Genomic DNA, 15,358 nt, shown 5'->3' with positions numbered 1-15,358 from the left:
CCGCCTGATTGCGCCGCGCCGGCAAGCTGTACTAAGAGACACCGATGAGCAGCACTGCCGCCAGCGGCAGCCCAAATTGCATCAACAGCAAACGCGCCACTGGCCGCGCAACCAGCCACGTACCGCCGAGACGAAAGAAGGGCGGCTCGGTCGTTCGACACTCGGTGGGCCGGACGTCTCTTGATGAAGTGCAACGGTCATTTCGATCCGCTGGACGGTGGATCCGACGCCGAAACACTGTTCCTGCTCGAAAAGGCCGGCCCGAGGACGTCGCCAACCGGCAAGCGTGTTGGTTCCGGGTTCATTTCGCGGCATTAAGCGCCCGGCCGGGGATTGTTTCATGGAGTGCATTCGCTCCGTCCAGCTTGGTTTATCCACGGTATCCGCAATGGATCGAGAGGCGCTGCAGGCATGTGCCCACAGCGCGACTCATCTCACGATTACGTGAGAAAAGCCCGACTGGATGCGTGGCGCCGCCGGTCGGATCAGCAGAAACCGCCGTGATCGGCGTCGACCTGCGCTCAAGCAACCGCGTAACGTTCGAGCCAATGCGCGTACGGTGCCGGCAGCGTCCACGACGGTCGTTCGATACCCAGCTTGCGCGCCGCGTGGTATGGCCAATGCGGATCGGCCAGATGCGCGCGCCCGACCATCACCAGGTCCAACTGCCCGTTCTTGACGGAGCGGTTGGCCAGTTCCGGCGTATCGATGCCCCATGCCGATGAGACGGCAATACCAGCCTCGCGGCGCACACGCTCCGCGATCGGCGCAAGAAACGCCGGCGCCCACGGGATGGCCGCCTTCGGCGTGGAAAAGCCCACGCTGACACTGAGCATATCCAACCCTTCGTGCTTGAAGTTCTTCGCGAGTTCAATCGACTCAGCGAGGGTTTCCTCGTCACGTCCGTCGTACTCGATCACGCCGAATCGCGCCGTCAACGGCAGATGCTCCGGCCATACCTTGCGTACGGCAGCCAGCGTTTCCAGCAGGAAGCGGCTGCGGTTCTCGAGGCTGCCGCCGTACGCGTCGTCGCGTTGATTGGAGTGCGTGGAAAAGAAGCTCTGGCCGAGGTAGCCGTGCGCGAAGTGCAACTCGAGCCATTCGAAGCCGGCATCGAGCGCGCGCTTGGCAGCGGCGGCGAAGTCTTCGCGAACGCGTGCGATGTCGTCGAGCGTCATCGCTTTAGGTACTTTCGGCAGGCCACCGCCGAAGGCGATCGCCGACGGGGCGAGGGTCGCCCAGCCCCGGGGATCGCTGTCGGCGATGTGGTCGTCACCTTCCCACGGTCGGTTCGCGCTGGCTTTGCGGCCCGCATGACCGATCTGAATGCCCGGCACGGCGCCCGCTGCCTTGATCGATGCGACCACGGGCGCGAAAGCCTGCGCCTGCTCGTCGGTCCAGATGCCCGCGCAGCCCGGTGTAATCCGGCCCTCGGGCGACACAGCCGTTGCTTCGACGATCACCAGCCCCGCGCCCCCACGTGCCAGACCGGCCAGGTGCACGCGGTGCCAGTCGTTGATCAGACCGTCTTCGGCGGTGTACTGGCACATCGGCGGAATTGCGATGCGGTTGCGTAGGGAAACGTCCTTAAGCTTGTAGGGCTGAAATAATGCGGACATCAGGCTAAACTCCTGTGAATAAGGCTTGTACGGTAGTTCGACGAACATCGAACTACGAAGTATGGCAGAAACCTCTATCATTTGCACAATGCGCATCTATACCCATCCCGCCGCCGAGGACTTCACGCTCGGGCGGCTCTTCCATGCTCTTAGCGACCCGGTGCGCCTCGAGATCGTCCGTCAACTTTCAACGGTCGACGAGGCCACCTGCGGCGACCTCGACGGTGGCCGCCCCAAGTCGAGCGTCTCCCATCACTTCCGGATCCTGCGCGAAGCGGGCTTGGTGCGCACGCGCGTTGCCGGCACCGTGCATCAGAATTCATTGCGGCGCGCTGAGTTGGATGCCCGCTTTCCGGGCTTGATGGAGGCGGTCATCAAGCAGATCGTCAATGAACCCGCATTGAGCGAATCGGCGTGAAAGTCGACTGAAGGTCGGTGGAAGATGGACGCGAGCGCAACGGTGCGCGCCATGAAAGCGGGGACGACGAACCCCTTCCCCGAAGCAACGGTGTCAGCACCAGACGGCGCCTCACCGCGGCCCGATGTCACGCACCGTTGAGTCGCTTACTTGGGCGGATGTTCGAAGTCCGCGTGCGAGCATGGGCCAATTCCCGTAGATGACCGAACCTAATCCGATGCCGAACTTTCGTAGTCAGAGGTTGCCTCGTTCGTTCGGACAGGATCTGCGGGTTTTTAAGTGGAATTGCTGAGGCAATCAAGCTGCCGATTTTATCGCTGGCAGCGTGGCAAAGTGCTTCATCCGGTGTCTGATCGGCCAACCTGGAATGGGGCCGATTCTGGTTATACCAGTTCAGGTAATTGCCGATTAAGCGGCGCGCCTGCGCAGCAGGTACGCCGGTGGCCTTTGCCGACGTCGACGCCAACGAATACGTCGACTGAACTATGTTGTTGGTTTACTTGCATCGGAGGCTTTGCGGGTTGAACGGTTTGGCCTGCAACATTGGTGGCAAGTCTCGGCATCCACGTTACGGACGGCCTCAAGATATCCCGGCTAGCGATCACCAGCCACCCACCAGGCCCGGTGACACCCCCCGGATCATGACTGCGACTGGGGGCGAGAATCATGCCGGGCCTGGCTGGCCAAATCCTCAATTATCGAGGAGTGAAGATAGTAACGGGGTGAACGAGATGAAGCGCTTTGTTCAATGTGACGGCCGTACGCCAAGCATCCTTCTCTGTCAGCGGCAGGCCTTCATACCACCCCGAGGCGATGTTCAAGATATTTACGAAACGCCGGTCACCGCGGCCCGTTCGTTGCCGCTAATCGACGCCGGACTCAGCTGATCTGTAGCGGACGGCTGTTGGGCGGAATATAAAGGTCCTGAAAATACACGACCTCGCCACGTCGGTCGTATGCGAAGATTTCCAGTACGGCACCCGAAGTCTCCGCCTTCAGACGCAAAGCCTTGCACACGTATGCCGGGAAGACCCGTACCGTGAGTTGCTCGCTGAACTTCGTGAGTGGGTGATGAAACTCGCGAGCAAGCAGATCCTTGAAATTCGCGCCATTCAGTTTTTCCGTATCCAGGGTTGCGAGTTCGGGAAACACGTCGGCGTCGAAGTACAGGTGTGTGTAGATCGAGAATTCATTGGCAATCGAAAACAGCCGCTCGATACACACGGGCCTCGCAGCCAGCAACCGCATAGACCAGAGGCCGCGCTCCTTCACCGCACGCCGCCGCACTACCTTCGAAAAGATCGGCAACAGCTGTCCCGTCGCTTCGTCGACGAACCGGCAGTGCTGAAACGGCGCATGCATCATCGTCGATCCATCCGCGACGAAAGTGCCTGTACCGTGCTTGCGCACCAGCTTGCCCTCGTCGACGAGCATGCGCAGTGAGCGTTGCACGGTGCCGAGACTCAGCTCCATCATGTCCGCAAGCGCATCTTCCGGAGGAAGCTTTGCGCCGGCCTCCAGCCGGCCGCTTGCGATCTCGTCGGACAGATAGTTACGCAGCAGCAGATATTTCGGCACTCCATTTTGCTGCGGCAATCGCAGCGCCGGAACGGTCGTTTGATCGTTGATGTTGTCCATATCCGTCTCTTTCATGCGCCCAACCGTCAGCGGGGATTGCCCCACTTTACTGGGCGCATCAGATTCCCGGGAGCCTGGTGATTACCCTCGATTGACATCGCATCACCGGCTCCATAGTATGTCCTATACAGGACTATAGCTCTATAGTTCTATAGATTATAGCAAAGTCACGGCCCGGAGACGACTGATGATCATTGAAGAGCGCATCTATACCTGCTACTGCGGCAAAGCGCAGCAGTACGTGCGGATGTATCAGGAAGAAGGCCTTGCCATCCAGCGGCCGATTCTCGGCAATCTGGTGGGCTATTTCACCAGCGAACTCGGCGTGCTCAATCAGGTGGTCCATCTGTGGGCCTACGAAGACCTGCAGGACCGCGCCGCGCGCCGCTCACGACTCCTCGCGCATCCCGACTGGAAGGCATACGCCGCGAAAGTCCAGCCGCTGGTGCTCAATCAGGAAAACAAGATTCTCATCCCTGCGCCGTTCTCGCCGTGGTCGAATGGCGCACCCTACCCGTCGGTCAATCAGTAACGTTCGAACACGCAACCATGAAGATTACAGAAGTCATCGCCCATCAGTTGCTCGTCAATGTCGACGAGCCGTTCACATCGTCCCGCGGATGGATCTATAAGACCAAGGGCGCGCTGGTCGTCGAGATCCGCACCGACGACGGCATCGTCGGCTGGGGCGATTGCTACGGGCCAGCGGCCGTCAACCGATCCATCGTCGAATCTCTGCTGCGGCCCTCGCTGATCGGACGCGACCCGTTCGACGTCGAAGTGCTGTGGGAGGAGCTGTATAACAAGGTCAAGGACTACGGCCTGAGCGGCATGACCATTTCGTCTATCAGCGGCGTCGACATAGCGCTGTGGGACATCATCGGCAAGGCTACCGGGCAGCCCATCCACAAGCTGATCGGCGGCAGCTTCCGGAATTCGTTGCAGGCGTACGCAACCGGGCTGTACTTCAGGAACATGGACCGCCTCAACGAAGAAGCGGTCGAAGAGGCGCTCGGCTACAAGTCGCAAGGCTTCAAGGCGATCAAGATGAAGATCGGCCTCGGCTCGCTGAAAAAGGATATCGAGCGCGTGGCAGCCGTGCGCGATGCAGTCGGCTCCGATATCGCGCTCATGGTCGACGCCAACCATTGCTTCAACGTTCCGCAAGCGATCAACATCGGCCGCGAGTTGGAAAAGCTGGACGTGCATTGGTTCGAAGAACCCATTTCCCCCGAAGACCTGGATGGCTATGTCGAAGTGTCGCGAAGTCTCGATATGGCCATCGCCGGCGGCGAAAACGAATTCACCAAATTCGGCTTCCGCCGAATCCTCGAACGGCGCGCGATGGACATCGTGCAACCCGACGTCTGCGCAGCGGGCGGCATCACCGAATGCAAGAAGATCGCTGCGCTCGCGCAGGCGAATTCGGTTCAATGCGTACCGCACGCATGGGGCACGGCAATCGGCCTCGCAGCCACAATGCACTTCCTCGCATCGCTGCCATTCACACCTCCGTGCCTGGTGCCGACGCAACCCATGCTCGAATACGAACAGACGTTCAACCCGTTCCGCGATGAACTGAGTTCGGCTGACCTCACGCATCGCGAAGGCATGGTCAAGGTGCCGACGGGCGCCGGCCTCGGCATTGAAATCAATCGCGAAGTGCTCGAACGCTACAAGGTCGCATGAACATGACCGCGCCCAATCTGCCTGTCGTCCTGTGCACGCTGCCGCTCGATGCTGCGGGACTCTCGCTGCTCGAAGGCGTTGCGCACGTGGTGGTCGCGCCGGACCAGTCGGCCGACACGTTGCGGCAAATGATAGGCGACGCCGACGTGCTCGTCGTGCGCACGCAACTGCCCGCCGATCTGTTCGAACAGCCGAACCGGCTACGCGGCGTAGTGCGCAACGGCACCGGCCTCGATTTCATTCCCGTCGCGTCAGCGACCTCGCACGGTATTCCCGTCGCGAACGTGCCGGGCGCCAACGCGCAGGCTGTCGTCGAATACTGTATCGGCGGATTCCTGCTCCTGTCACGCCGCTTTGCAGAGATGGACAGCGGATTGCGCCGGGACGGCTGGACCGCGGCGCGCGCGCTGTCCGCGAGCACGTCGGAGCTGTCGGGCAAGACAGTCGGCATCGTCGGCGTGGGGACGATCGGTGCGTCGCTCGCACACGCCTGCCACCATGGTTTCGGCATGCGCGTGATCGGCTCGCAGCCGCGCCTCGACGCACTGCCGGCCTTCGTCGAGCCCGTGGATATCGACACCCTGTTTGCGCGCAGCGATTTCATTTCGCTGAACTGCCCGCTCACCGACGCGACCCGTCATCTCGTCAACGCCCAACGCCTCGAACTCATGAAGCCGCATGCGGTGCTCGTCAACGCGTCGCGCGGTGCTGTGATCGACGATGCCGCGCTCGTCGACGCGCTAAGCCGGCGCGCGATCAAGGGTGCAATGCTCGACGTGTTCACCGAGCAACCTTTGCCGACCGGCCATCCGTTCCACCAACTCGACAATGTCGTGCTCACGCCGCACGCCGCTGCGCTCACGCAGGAGAGCTCGGCGCGCATGAGTCTGGGTGCGGCACGCCAGGTCGTGCAGTTGCTGAAGGGCGAGCGGCCCGAACATATGGTCAATCCCGAGGTCTGGGGCGAGCATTCTGCACGCTCCAATGCGGGCAGCGCGGTAACTGATTCCGGAGTGTCCTTATGAGCCAATTCGACGCAAACCTGCGCATCGAGCGGATCCACGCTTATGCCACGTCAGTGCCCGTCAAAAACGGCGTGACGCTCGGCATCGGCCGCGCGGTGAAGCGTGACTGCGTGATCGTCAAGGTCGAGACGGCCGGTGGTGTGACGGGCTGGGGCGAGGCGCATCATGGGCGTTGCCCGGGCGCCATCGCGCACCTGATCAACACGACGCTGAGCCAGCTCGTCGTCGGCATGGATGCCGCCGATGTGGTCGGCGTCTGGTCGCGCATCTACTCCCGCCAGCTCGCGAGTCACGGCATGGCCGGAGCGGCTGCGCTGGCGATGAGCGGCATTGACCTCGCCCTGTGGGACATTCGTGGCAAGTCCGTCGGCTGGCCGGTCTACAAGCTGCTTGGCGGATCGCGCAGCCCGATCCGGGCGTACGCGGGCGGCATCTCGCTCGGCTTCCAGCCTGCCGAGGAACTCGTCGAGGAGGCACGCGCACTCGTCGCGCAAGGCTATCGTGCCCTCAAGCTGCGCTTCGGCGATACCGTTCGGCGCGATGTCGAACGACTGGAAGCGGTGCGCAAAGCATTCGGCGACGACATCGATATCATGGTCGACGCGAATACGGGCTACAGCATGGACGACGTGCGTCTCGCGATGCCCGCGCTCGAAGCGAATCGCGTGCTGTGGCTCGAAGAGCCGTTCCCGCCGCACGATCACCGAAACTATCGGGAAGCGAGCCAGTTCGGACACGTTCCGCTTGCCGCCGGCGAAAACCACTTTACGCGCTTCGAGTTCAATCGCGTGATCGAAGATGGCGCGATTCGTGTCTTGCAACCGGATCTCTCGAAGACGGGCGGCATTACGGAAGGGGTCCGCATTGCCGCAATGGCATCGGCGTACAAGCTGCGAATCCATCCGCACACGTCCGCAAGCGGGCTCAACATGGCGGCTAGTATCCACATGCTGAGCGCGATCGACAACGGGGGTTTCTTCGAAGCCGACGTGGCGCGCGAAAACGCGTTCCGCGACAGCCTGACGAATCGCCCCGACCGACTCGACGCCAACGGCTGCGTGATGGTTAGCGACGCGCCGGGACTGGGAATCGAATTGGACGAAGCGTTTCTTGCGGCTCATCCGGTAATTGACGGTCCCGCGTACGTTTAAGAGCCGCGACATCGACCGGCCAATATCAGATAAAAACAGGAGACAAACATGCAATTCCTTCGCCGCGCTTTCGCTGCATTCACTGCATTGGCACTTTCCACGCTCTGCGCGGCGTCCGTCGCGCACGCGGACACCTTCCCCGACAAACCGATCCGCATCATCGTGCCGTACGTACCGGGCGGCTCGACGGATTTGCTTGCACGCGTCGTCGCGAAGCAATTGACCGCGCAATGGGGGCAGCCCGTCATCGTTGAGAATCACCCGGGAGCCAACGGGATCATCGGCGCCGATCTGGTCGCAAAGGCACCTGCCGATGGCTACGTGATCGGCATTGCGTCTCCCGGCACGCACGCGGCCAACGCGAGCCTCTACACGCATCTGCCCTACGACACGGTCAGGAGCTTCACGCCGATCACGTTAGCCGTGAACGCGCCGCTCGTGCTCGTTGCGCATCCGTCGTTGCAGGTCAAGACCGTGCAGGAGTTGATCGCGAAGGCGAAAGCGAATCCTGGAAAGATCAGCTATGCATCGGGCGGCATCGGCTCATCGCAGCATCTGGCGATGGAACTGTTCGATCACATGGCCGACATTTCAATGACCCATGTGCCGTACAAGGGTTCGGCGAACTCGTACACGGATCTGCTCGGCGGCCGCGTGAAAGTCGAATTCGATGCCTTCACGGCTGCCATGCCTTACATCAAATCCGGCCAGTTGATCGCACTCGGCGTCGCGGCTGCCAAACGCGTGCCCGCCTTCCCGAACCTGCCGACCGTGGCCGAGTCCGGTGTTCCGGGGTTCGAGGCGTCGTCGTGGTACGGCTTCGTCGCCCCCGCGAATCTGCCGAAGGACGTGCTCGCGAAGCTGAACGCCGGCATTGTCAAGGCACTGCAGACGCCGGCCGCTCACGACACGCTGACCAACGTCGGCCTCGTCGTGGTTGGCAATACGCCCGACCAGTTCGCGCAGTTCATCAAGGACCAGATGGCGCTGGCGGGCAAGGTCGTCAAATGGGCTGCGATCAAGCCGCAATAACACGCATTCGGCCTAAACAGCAACCGCAGGAGGAAACAGACATGCAAGGTCTGCACAACCCACGCACTCGCGACTATCTCGGTGGCGCGTTGATGTTTCTGCTGGGCATGGCGGCGACGGTGCGCGGTACAAGCTACGGTGTCGGCGACCTTGCCGATATGGGACCGGGCTTCACCCCCACCGCGATCGGCGTCATTCTCGCCGTGACGGGCATCGCGATCGCGTTCGCGGGCCAGTCGGCGGGCGCGGCATCGCGCGCAAGCGGCGATGCCGCGCCGCAATGGCGCGGATGGATCTGCATCGTGCTTGGCATCGGCCTCTTCATCGTTTGTGCCGCCTACATTGGGCTGTTGCCCGCGACCTTCGCGATTGTCTTCGTATCGGCGCTGGGCGACCAACGCAACACGGTGAAAGACGCTTTCTGGCTGGCGATTGCGGTCTGCGTCGTGTGCGTAATCGTGTTCTGGTGGGGATTGAAGATCCAGTTGCCGCTCGTTCATTGGGGTTGAGACATGCTTTATCAATCGTTGGTGGATCTATGGCAGGGGTTCGGGGTTGCGCTCGAACCGCACAACCTGATGTGGTCTTTTTTCGGCGTGCTGGTCGGCAACCTGATCGGTGTGCTGCCCGGCATGGGGGCGCTGTCGGCCATCTCGATGCTGCTGCCGCTCACCTATGCGCTGCATCCCATTCCCGCGATCCTGATGCTGGCCGGCATCTTCTACGGATCCCAGTATGGCGGTGCGATCGGAGCGATTCTGCTGAACCTGCCCTGCCATCCGCCGCATGCCGTCACCTGCCTCGACGGCTATCCGATGACCCGGCAAGGCCGTGGCGGAGCGGCGCTCGGCATAACGATGATCGCGTCGTTCTTTGCTGCGTCGTTCGGCATCATGGTGATGGTGTTCGCGTCGCCCGTACTCGTACGCTTCGCATTTCAGTTCGGCCCGACTGACATCTTTTCGATCATGCTGCTCGGCCTGCTGGTCGGCGCGACGATGAGCAAGGGCTCGAAGCTCAAGGGCGTCGCCATGACCGCGGTCGGGCTATTGGTCGGCGTGGCGGGCACCGATGTGAACACGGGCGTGGCACGCTTCACATTCGGGTTGACAGAGCTCTCCGACAAAGTGGAACTCGTCGCACTCGCCATGGGACTATTCGGAGTCGGCGAGTTCCTGCGCGGCGTCAACCGGATGGATGTAGTGGGAAGCGCCGCAAAGGTAAGGTTGCGCGACATGCGGCCCGATCGCCAGGATCTGAAGCGCGCGTTCTTTCCGATGCTGCGCGGTACGATCATCGGCAGCCTGTTCGGCGCACTGCCCGGCACTGGGCCGACCATTACGACCTTCATTGCGTACGCGTTCGAAAAGAAAATATCGAAGACGCCGGAGCGCTTCGGACATGGTGCGCTGGAAGGCGTCGCCGCGCCGGAGGCGGCATCGCATTCGAAGACCCAGGTCGATTTCATTCCGACCATGAGTCTGGGGATTCCGGGCGATGCCGTCATGGCGCTGCTGCTCGGCGCATTGCTGATCCAGGGCATTCAGCCTGGACCGCAGCTTATTACCGAGCACGCGGATCTTTTCTGGGGATTGATCGCCAGCTTCTGGGTCGGCAACGTGCTGTTGATACTGCTGAACGTTCCATTGATCGGTGTCTGGGTCAAGCTGCTGCGCGTACCGTATCGTTACCTCTTTCCAACGGCGCTGTTTTTTATTGCGGTGGGGGTCTACAGCACTAACAATAGCCTTTTCGAAGTGGGCGAAGTACTCGTGTTCGGCGTAGCGGGTGCAATCTTCCTGGCACTCGACTTTCCCATTGCGCCGATTCTTCTTGGTTATGTCCTGGGTCCGATGGCCGAAGAAGATTTCCGTCGCTCTCTTTTGCTGTCGCATGGGGACCTTGCCGTCTTCGTGCACAAGCCGATCAGCGCAGCGTTCCTCGGCGTTTGCCTGCTGCTGATACTCGCGCAGCTTGCACTGGCGCTGCGTCGAAGCTGGACCAGCAGGAAGCAGCGTGAAGAAAGCAGACTACGAAATTCGTTGAACGGGACCGAACCCCTGCACACGCACTCGTCGACTCGTGGCTGAAGCGGGCGGAATTCGGTCCATTCGCCAACTCGCTGACATCAGCCGCAGATTAGCGACACCGCTTTGCGTGAGCCGGGGCCGCCCGGCTCACGATCTCGCGGCATCAGAAGCGATGCCGCATGCCAATTCGCACGACGCCCTGATGGTTTGAATCCGATGGTGTGATCAAGTAGATCGCGGCATGCGCTTCGCCACCCGTCGAGTCCGTTCCCGATGCATGCTGGTACATGCCCATCACATAGACGTCGGTGCGCTTGCTGAGCGAGTAGTCCGCGCCGAGCGAGACCTGCTGATACGTCGCGCCGCCGAGCCGTCCGCGCTTCGTGCTGCTGATGCTGCTGCCCTTCATGTAATCGTACGCGGCGCCGATCAACAGCGAGGGCGTCAGGTGGTACTCGCCGTTGATTTCGGCGTTGTTGTAATGCGTGCTGCCGGTGAAGCCGAGCGGGTTAGGTCCCGAACTCGTGTCGCCGAGACCCTTGAACGCCGTGTTCGTCCAGGTGATGCCGACGCGCGCCGGCCCGAACTGATAAGCGCCGCCCGCCGCGATCGACTGATACGTGGACGCGGATGCGAATCCGGACAGCGACGGCGCAGTACCCAGATTCGAACCCGGCACCCCGTTGGTCGTCGCAGCCACCGTTCCTGTCGCGCCGACGTACGACACGTTCGGGTTGTGGGCGTTGAAATACGCGGCGCCCAGCGCGAACGGCCCGTAGATGTAGCCGCCGCCGACGCTGTAGATCTGGTTGCGGCCCACGGAGCCCGCGACGCCGCCCAGCGAATACAGCGCGCTGAAGACAAGCACGCCGAACGACGGGCTCCTGTATTTGATCGAGTTGTCGATCCGAAACGAGTTGTTCAGATTGTCGATATCCGCCGGATGCGTGCCGAACGCGCCTGCCCAGCGCGTCGCCGCGACCATCGTTCCGACGAAGTCGACACGCGGATCGTACTGACGCCCCAGCGACACCGTGCCGAGCCGCGCGCTGCTCAGGCCGACCCAAGCCTGTCGCCCGAATTCAAGGCCGCCCTGCCCCAGCTTGCCGGTCGACGCGTCGAAACCGTTTTCGAGCACGAAGGTTGCCTTCAGTCCGCCGCCCAGATCCTCGACGCCGCGCACGCCCCACCGGCTCCCCTGGATCACGCCGCTCGTGGTGCTGAAGACCTTGCCGCCGCCGCTGTTGCTGATGCAGTTGAGACCCTCGTCGATGATGCCGTACAGCGTGACGCTGCCTTACGCGTGCGCGAGGGTCGTCCCCGCCAGCAGGAATGCGAGCGCCGCGGATTGCGCGCAGAGATGCTTCTTCATGAATAAATCCCGAACTGCCATGTAAGTGGAACTAAAAAAACGCGCGACGTCCCCCGGCGCGGGCGGTGGACCGTCCGCGCGAAAAGGTGTCTTATGCGTGGGATTTGGGCAGCCGGATGCAGCGCGCTGCCAGCTCGCTGCGCGCCTCCCGCCGTGATGCGCCAGGCGTGGCGCGCGAGGCTCGCGCTACATCAGCAGATAGAGCAGAACGACGTTGGCCAGCAGCAGTGGAAATGCGGTCATCACCTGGGCGCGAATCACGCCGTAGCGGTCCGGCAGTTCGAGCAGCGCGGCCGGTACGATGTTGAAGTGCGCCGCCATCGGCGTGACGAGCGTGCCGCAGTAGCCCGAGAACATGCCGATCGCCGCGATCACGGCGGGATTTCCGTGGTAGGTGTGGATGAGTACCGGCAGGCCGACCGCCATCATCGCGACGGGGAAGGCCGCGAACGCACCGCCCATGATCATGGTCATCATCGCCGCGCCGAAGGTGTAGACGATGACTGCGACCAGCTTGACGTCCGTGTTGATGTAGGTATGCGTGAGGTAGGCGGCCGCCTCTCCGACCCCTGCGCGTCCGAACATCAGGCCGAGCACCGCGAGCATCTGCGGCAGAAGCAGCGCCCAGCCCAACGACTCGGTCAGATGACGCGACTGCCGCAGCGCTTCGATGGGCGTGCCACGCGTGATCTGGCACGCGACCAGCACCGCGATGATGACGCTCACGCCGAGCGCGACAAGTGTCGGGTTCGCCTGATCGAAGACGAACAGTCCGCCGAGCGCGAGCTTCGGCAACGCGACGGAGCCGATCAGCGTGCCGACCGGCACGATCAGCGCGGGCAAGAACAGCCAGTTGCCGAGGCACTGCACGCTCTCGTTGCGCTGGGCGTCGGGCAGCAGCGAAGACTTGCCCCGCCCGAGGCCGCCGAATCCCGCGATGAGCGCCGCCGCCACCACCGCCGTGCCCACCGCGACGGGCGGCAGCCGGTCGCTGAAGAGAAACAGTGTGGCGAAGATCAGCCAGAACATCCCGCTCGGCAGGCGGCGCGAGTGCGTGCGGTCGAGCAGGATCAGCACGCCGGTGATCGCGAGGATGACACCCGCGAGCCAGTAGAAATATTCGGTGCGCAGAATCATCTCAGTGTCCCTCCGACTCGGACGGCGTCGCCGTGACCGCCGCCGCGCGGCGTGGCGCGGCGGGGTCGACGGCGCGTGCGAGATAGCCGTCGAGACGGTACAGGCGCACGGCGTGGATCAGGAAAGCGGCGAGCGCGGTGGGAATGCCCCACATCGCGATGGCGACCGGCGTAACGTCGATCTTCATGTCGGCCAGCAACGTGTGCATCAACATGATTCCGCCGAACGCGACGAACATGTCCTCGCCGAAGAACAGCCCGACGTTGTCCGTCGCGGCGGCGAAGGCGCGCACGCGGTTCCTGAGTTCGTCGGAGAGCGGGCCGTGCCTGTTGATCGCGGCGCCCTCGGCCATCGGCGCGATCAGCGGACGCACCATCTGCGCATGGCCGCCCAGGCTGACGAGTCCGAGCGCGGCCGACAGCTCGCGCACCGCCAGGTAGCTGATGAGCAGACGCCCTGCCGTCGCGGCGCGCACTTTCGAGATCCAGTTCTGTGCCTGTTCACGCAGCCCGTAGCGCTCGAGCAGACCGATCACCGCCAGCGGCAGAATGATGATGAGCGGAAGATTGCGCGTCTTGACGAAGCCATTGCCGATCTGCGTCAGGATCAGCGTGACGGGCATCGACGCGAGCACCCCGGTCACGACCGTTGCGCCCACGACCACCAGCATCGGATTGATGCGCAACGCAAATCCGATCACGATGACCGCCACACCGACCAGCGGCCACAAACTCACTGCTGCGTGCATCTGCACCTCCAGAAACGTTCTACTTTGAGACCACCGGGTTGATGAAATCAGGCGTCGCACCGGCGGCGCCCGGATGAAACTTATGCAGTGACGATGGACTTCTCTCCCTCCTCGGTCGCGGGCAACGCCGCGATTTCGGCGAGCGTGAGCGGCTTGGTCGGAAAACGCAGCGTGTAGTAGCCCACTTCGCGTACCGATGTCCCGCTTTCCTGCGCCAGCAGTTCGCAGACGGTCAGTCCGCACATGCGGCCCTGGCACGGGCCCATCCCGCAGCGCAGGAACGCCTTGAGCTGGTTCGGCCCGCTGCAACCAAGCCTGGCCGCCTCGACGACCTGCTGTGCCGTCACTTCCTCGCAGCGGCACACGACCACATCGCCGCGCGGGATGCGCATGGCGTCGGCGGGCCGATACAGCGTTTCGAAGAAGGCTCGGCCGCGCAGCGCGCGGGCGAGACGCGCACGCACGGCGCGGGCGGCATCGTCTCGCGACGCGGCGTTCGTCACACCGGCGACATGCGCGATTTGCAGCGCCGCGAGTTCGCCTTGCGTTTCGGCCGCACGTGCGCCGCCGATGCCGCTGCCATCGCCCGCGATAAACACGCCTGGCTGCGACGACTGCAGCCACGCATCGAGCACAGGCTGCCAGCACGCCTGTGCGTCGTTCCATTCGTGCGCGCAGCCAAGCGCGTTCGACAGATTCACGTTCGGCACCACGCCCTGATGTATCAACAAGGTATCGACCGGCAGGCGGCCGCGCGTGCCGTCCGCGAGCGTGTAGTCCACGCCGTCGAGCGCATTGGCGCCCGTCGCCGCGAAGCTCGCGACATCGCCGATGACCTTCACGCGGCGCTTCACTTCCCTCAGCAGCGATACGCCCTTCTTCAGGTAGTCGCTGCGAAGGAAGTCGAAGACATGTTTGATGGCCGCGCGCCGCTGGCTGCGCGGCGTCGTATCGAGCAGCGCATCGATGCGGCCGCCCGCGCGCAGCACCTGCGCGGCGTACAGCCATAGGAGCGGCCCGCAGCCGGCCAGCACCGTCGCGCCCTGCGGCACCGCGCCGGTGGTCTTGAGCAGCACCTGCGCGGCGCCGACCGTCATGACGCCCGGCAAGGTCCAGCCGGGAACGGGCACCGGACGTTCCTGCGCGCCGGTCGCCAGTATGACGTGCGCGGCGAACAGCAGGCGCGACTTACCCGCCGTCGACACCGCGACGCGCCACGACTCGCCTATGCGATCGATCTGCCAGACGGTCGTCTGCGCGAGATACGCCGCGCCGCTCCCGACGAAGCGCCTCAATAGCGTTTCGCCATGCCAATAGTCTTCGCCGAGTATTGCGCGCGCCGGCAGCGGGCTCGCGCCGACCGCGCGGTAGATCTGCCCGCCGGGCGCGGTCTGCTCGTCGATCACCGCGACGCGCAGCCCACGTTCCGCGAGGTTCGACGCCGCGCTCATGCCCGCCGGCCCGGCGCCGACGACCAACGCGTCGTAGTGTCGTTCGAT

General features: G+C 63.1%; 15 protein-coding genes. 8 read left to right on the top strand and 7 right to left on the bottom strand.

What is annotated here, in order from left to right:
* Window positions 1-521: 521 nt before the first annotated feature.
* Entirely contained in the window at window positions 522-1,619 is a 1,098-nt protein-coding gene (locus PQR02_RS03615) for an NADH:flavin oxidoreductase/NADH oxidase (protein ID WP_408225574.1), read from the bottom strand.
* Window positions 1,620-1,707: 88 nt separating this feature from the next.
* On the opposite strand from PQR02_RS03615, the gene PQR02_RS03610 reads away from it, so the two are divergent.
* Window positions 1,708-2,037, top strand: coding sequence for an ArsR/SmtB family transcription factor (locus PQR02_RS03610; protein ID WP_408225571.1), 330 nt, complete (start codon window positions 1,708-1,710; stop codon window positions 2,035-2,037).
* Between the two features lie 127 nt (window positions 2,038-2,164).
* Here the strand turns inward: PQR02_RS03610 and PQR02_RS03605 are convergent, their stop codons facing one another.
* Both PQR02_RS03605 and PQR02_RS03600 read right to left on the bottom strand, forming a co-directional pair.
* On the bottom strand, window positions 2,165-2,503 hold the full coding sequence (locus PQR02_RS03605) for an integrase core domain-containing protein (RefSeq protein ID WP_408225569.1): 339 nt from the start codon (window positions 2,501-2,503) through the stop codon (window positions 2,165-2,167).
* 413 nt (window positions 2,504-2,916) lie between these two features.
* Window positions 2,917-3,675, bottom strand: coding sequence for a GntR family transcriptional regulator (locus PQR02_RS03600; protein ID WP_408225566.1), 759 nt, complete (start codon window positions 3,673-3,675; stop codon window positions 2,917-2,919).
* A gap of 187 nt (window positions 3,676-3,862) precedes the next feature.
* Between PQR02_RS03600 and PQR02_RS03595 the strand changes: the two genes are divergently transcribed.
* Genes PQR02_RS03595 through PQR02_RS03565 form a run of 7 tightly spaced genes read left to right on the top strand, consistent with a single transcriptional unit; the run spans window position 3,863 to window position 10,662 of the window.
* Window positions 3,863-4,207, top strand: a complete 345-nt coding sequence (locus PQR02_RS03595) for an NIPSNAP family protein (protein WP_408225563.1) — start codon at window positions 3,863-3,865, stop codon at window positions 4,205-4,207.
* Between the two features lie 17 nt (window positions 4,208-4,224).
* Window positions 4,225-5,364: a mandelate racemase/muconate lactonizing enzyme family protein gene (locus PQR02_RS03590; RefSeq protein ID WP_408225560.1), complete on the top strand. Its 1,140-nt coding sequence runs from the start codon at window positions 4,225-4,227 to the stop codon at window positions 5,362-5,364.
* Complete coding sequence (locus PQR02_RS03585) at window positions 5,361-6,389, top strand: hydroxyacid dehydrogenase (RefSeq protein ID WP_408225557.1); 1,029 nt, start codon at window positions 5,361-5,363, stop codon at window positions 6,387-6,389. The genes PQR02_RS03590 and PQR02_RS03585 overlap by 4 nt, the downstream gene beginning before the upstream one ends.
* Window positions 6,386-7,540 carry a mandelate racemase/muconate lactonizing enzyme family protein gene (locus PQR02_RS03580; protein ID WP_408225554.1) on the top strand — a complete coding sequence of 385 codons (1,155 nt, stop codon included), beginning with the start codon at window positions 6,386-6,388 and terminating at the stop codon, window positions 7,538-7,540. Before PQR02_RS03585 ends, PQR02_RS03580 begins: the two co-directional genes overlap by 4 nt.
* Window positions 7,541-7,588: 48 nt before the next feature.
* Window positions 7,589-8,572, top strand: coding sequence for a Bug family tripartite tricarboxylate transporter substrate binding protein (locus PQR02_RS03575; RefSeq protein WP_408225551.1), 984 nt, complete (start codon window positions 7,589-7,591; stop codon window positions 8,570-8,572).
* Between the two features lie 41 nt (window positions 8,573-8,613).
* Window positions 8,614-9,081, top strand: a complete 468-nt coding sequence (locus tag PQR02_RS03570) for a tripartite tricarboxylate transporter TctB family protein (protein ID WP_408225548.1) — start codon at window positions 8,614-8,616, stop codon at window positions 9,079-9,081.
* Between the two features lie 3 nt (window positions 9,082-9,084).
* Window positions 9,085-10,662, top strand: coding sequence for a tripartite tricarboxylate transporter permease (locus PQR02_RS03565; RefSeq protein WP_408225545.1), 1,578 nt, complete (start codon window positions 9,085-9,087; stop codon window positions 10,660-10,662).
* Between the two features lie 103 nt (window positions 10,663-10,765).
* Here PQR02_RS03565 and PQR02_RS03560 read toward each other — a convergent pair whose 3' ends face one another.
* The 4 genes from PQR02_RS03560 to PQR02_RS03545 form a co-directional block, all read right to left on the bottom strand.
* Window positions 10,766-11,887, bottom strand: a complete 1,122-nt coding sequence (locus PQR02_RS03560; RefSeq protein WP_408225816.1) for a porin — start codon at window positions 11,885-11,887, stop codon at window positions 10,766-10,768.
* Between the two features lie 273 nt (window positions 11,888-12,160).
* Complete coding sequence (locus tag PQR02_RS03555) at window positions 12,161-13,111, bottom strand: DUF979 domain-containing protein (protein ID WP_408225542.1); 951 nt, start codon at window positions 13,109-13,111, stop codon at window positions 12,161-12,163.
* A gap of 1 nt (window position 13,112) precedes the next feature.
* Window positions 13,113-13,859 carry a DUF969 domain-containing protein gene (locus PQR02_RS03550; RefSeq protein ID WP_408225539.1) on the bottom strand — a complete coding sequence of 249 codons (747 nt, stop codon included), beginning with the start codon at window positions 13,857-13,859 and terminating at the stop codon, window positions 13,113-13,115.
* Window positions 13,860-13,939: 80 nt separating this feature from the next.
* Window positions 13,940-15,358, bottom strand: coding sequence for an FAD-dependent oxidoreductase (locus PQR02_RS03545; protein ID WP_408225813.1), 1,419 nt, complete (start codon window positions 15,356-15,358; stop codon window positions 13,940-13,942).

This window comes from Paraburkholderia sediminicola (assembly GCF_046026895.1).
GTDB classification, from domain to species: Bacteria; Pseudomonadota; Gammaproteobacteria; order Burkholderiales; family Burkholderiaceae; genus Paraburkholderia; species Paraburkholderia sediminicola_C.
This window is presented reverse-complemented; position numbering and strand designations above follow the sequence as displayed.

Excerpts from the sequence above, each read along its gene's own strand:
- PQR02_RS03615 (WP_408225574.1), bottom strand. The coding sequence starts at position 1,619 with ATGTCCGCATTATTTCAGCCCTACAAGCTTAAGGACGTTTCCCTACGC.
- PQR02_RS03610 (WP_408225571.1), top strand. The coding sequence starts at position 1,708 with ATGCGCATCTATACCCATCCCGCCGCCGAGGACTTCACGCTCGGGCGG.
- PQR02_RS03600 (WP_408225566.1), bottom strand. The coding sequence starts at position 3,675 with ATGGACAACATCAACGATCAAACGACCGTTCCGGCGCTGCGATTGCCG.
- PQR02_RS03595 (WP_408225563.1), top strand. The coding sequence starts at position 3,863 with ATGATCATTGAAGAGCGCATCTATACCTGCTACTGCGGCAAAGCGCAG.
- PQR02_RS03590 (WP_408225560.1), top strand. The coding sequence starts at position 4,225 with ATGAAGATTACAGAAGTCATCGCCCATCAGTTGCTCGTCAATGTCGAC.
- PQR02_RS03585 (WP_408225557.1), top strand. The coding sequence starts at position 5,361 with ATGAACATGACCGCGCCCAATCTGCCTGTCGTCCTGTGCACGCTGCCG.
- PQR02_RS03580 (WP_408225554.1), top strand. The coding sequence starts at position 6,386 with ATGAGCCAATTCGACGCAAACCTGCGCATCGAGCGGATCCACGCTTAT.
- PQR02_RS03575 (WP_408225551.1), top strand. The coding sequence starts at position 7,589 with ATGCAATTCCTTCGCCGCGCTTTCGCTGCATTCACTGCATTGGCACTT.
- PQR02_RS03570 (WP_408225548.1), top strand. The coding sequence starts at position 8,614 with ATGCAAGGTCTGCACAACCCACGCACTCGCGACTATCTCGGTGGCGCG.
- PQR02_RS03565 (WP_408225545.1), top strand. The coding sequence starts at position 9,085 with ATGCTTTATCAATCGTTGGTGGATCTATGGCAGGGGTTCGGGGTTGCG.
- PQR02_RS03555 (WP_408225542.1), bottom strand. The coding sequence starts at position 13,111 with ATGATTCTGCGCACCGAATATTTCTACTGGCTCGCGGGTGTCATCCTC.
- PQR02_RS03550 (WP_408225539.1), bottom strand. The coding sequence starts at position 13,859 with ATGCACGCAGCAGTGAGTTTGTGGCCGCTGGTCGGTGTGGCGGTCATC.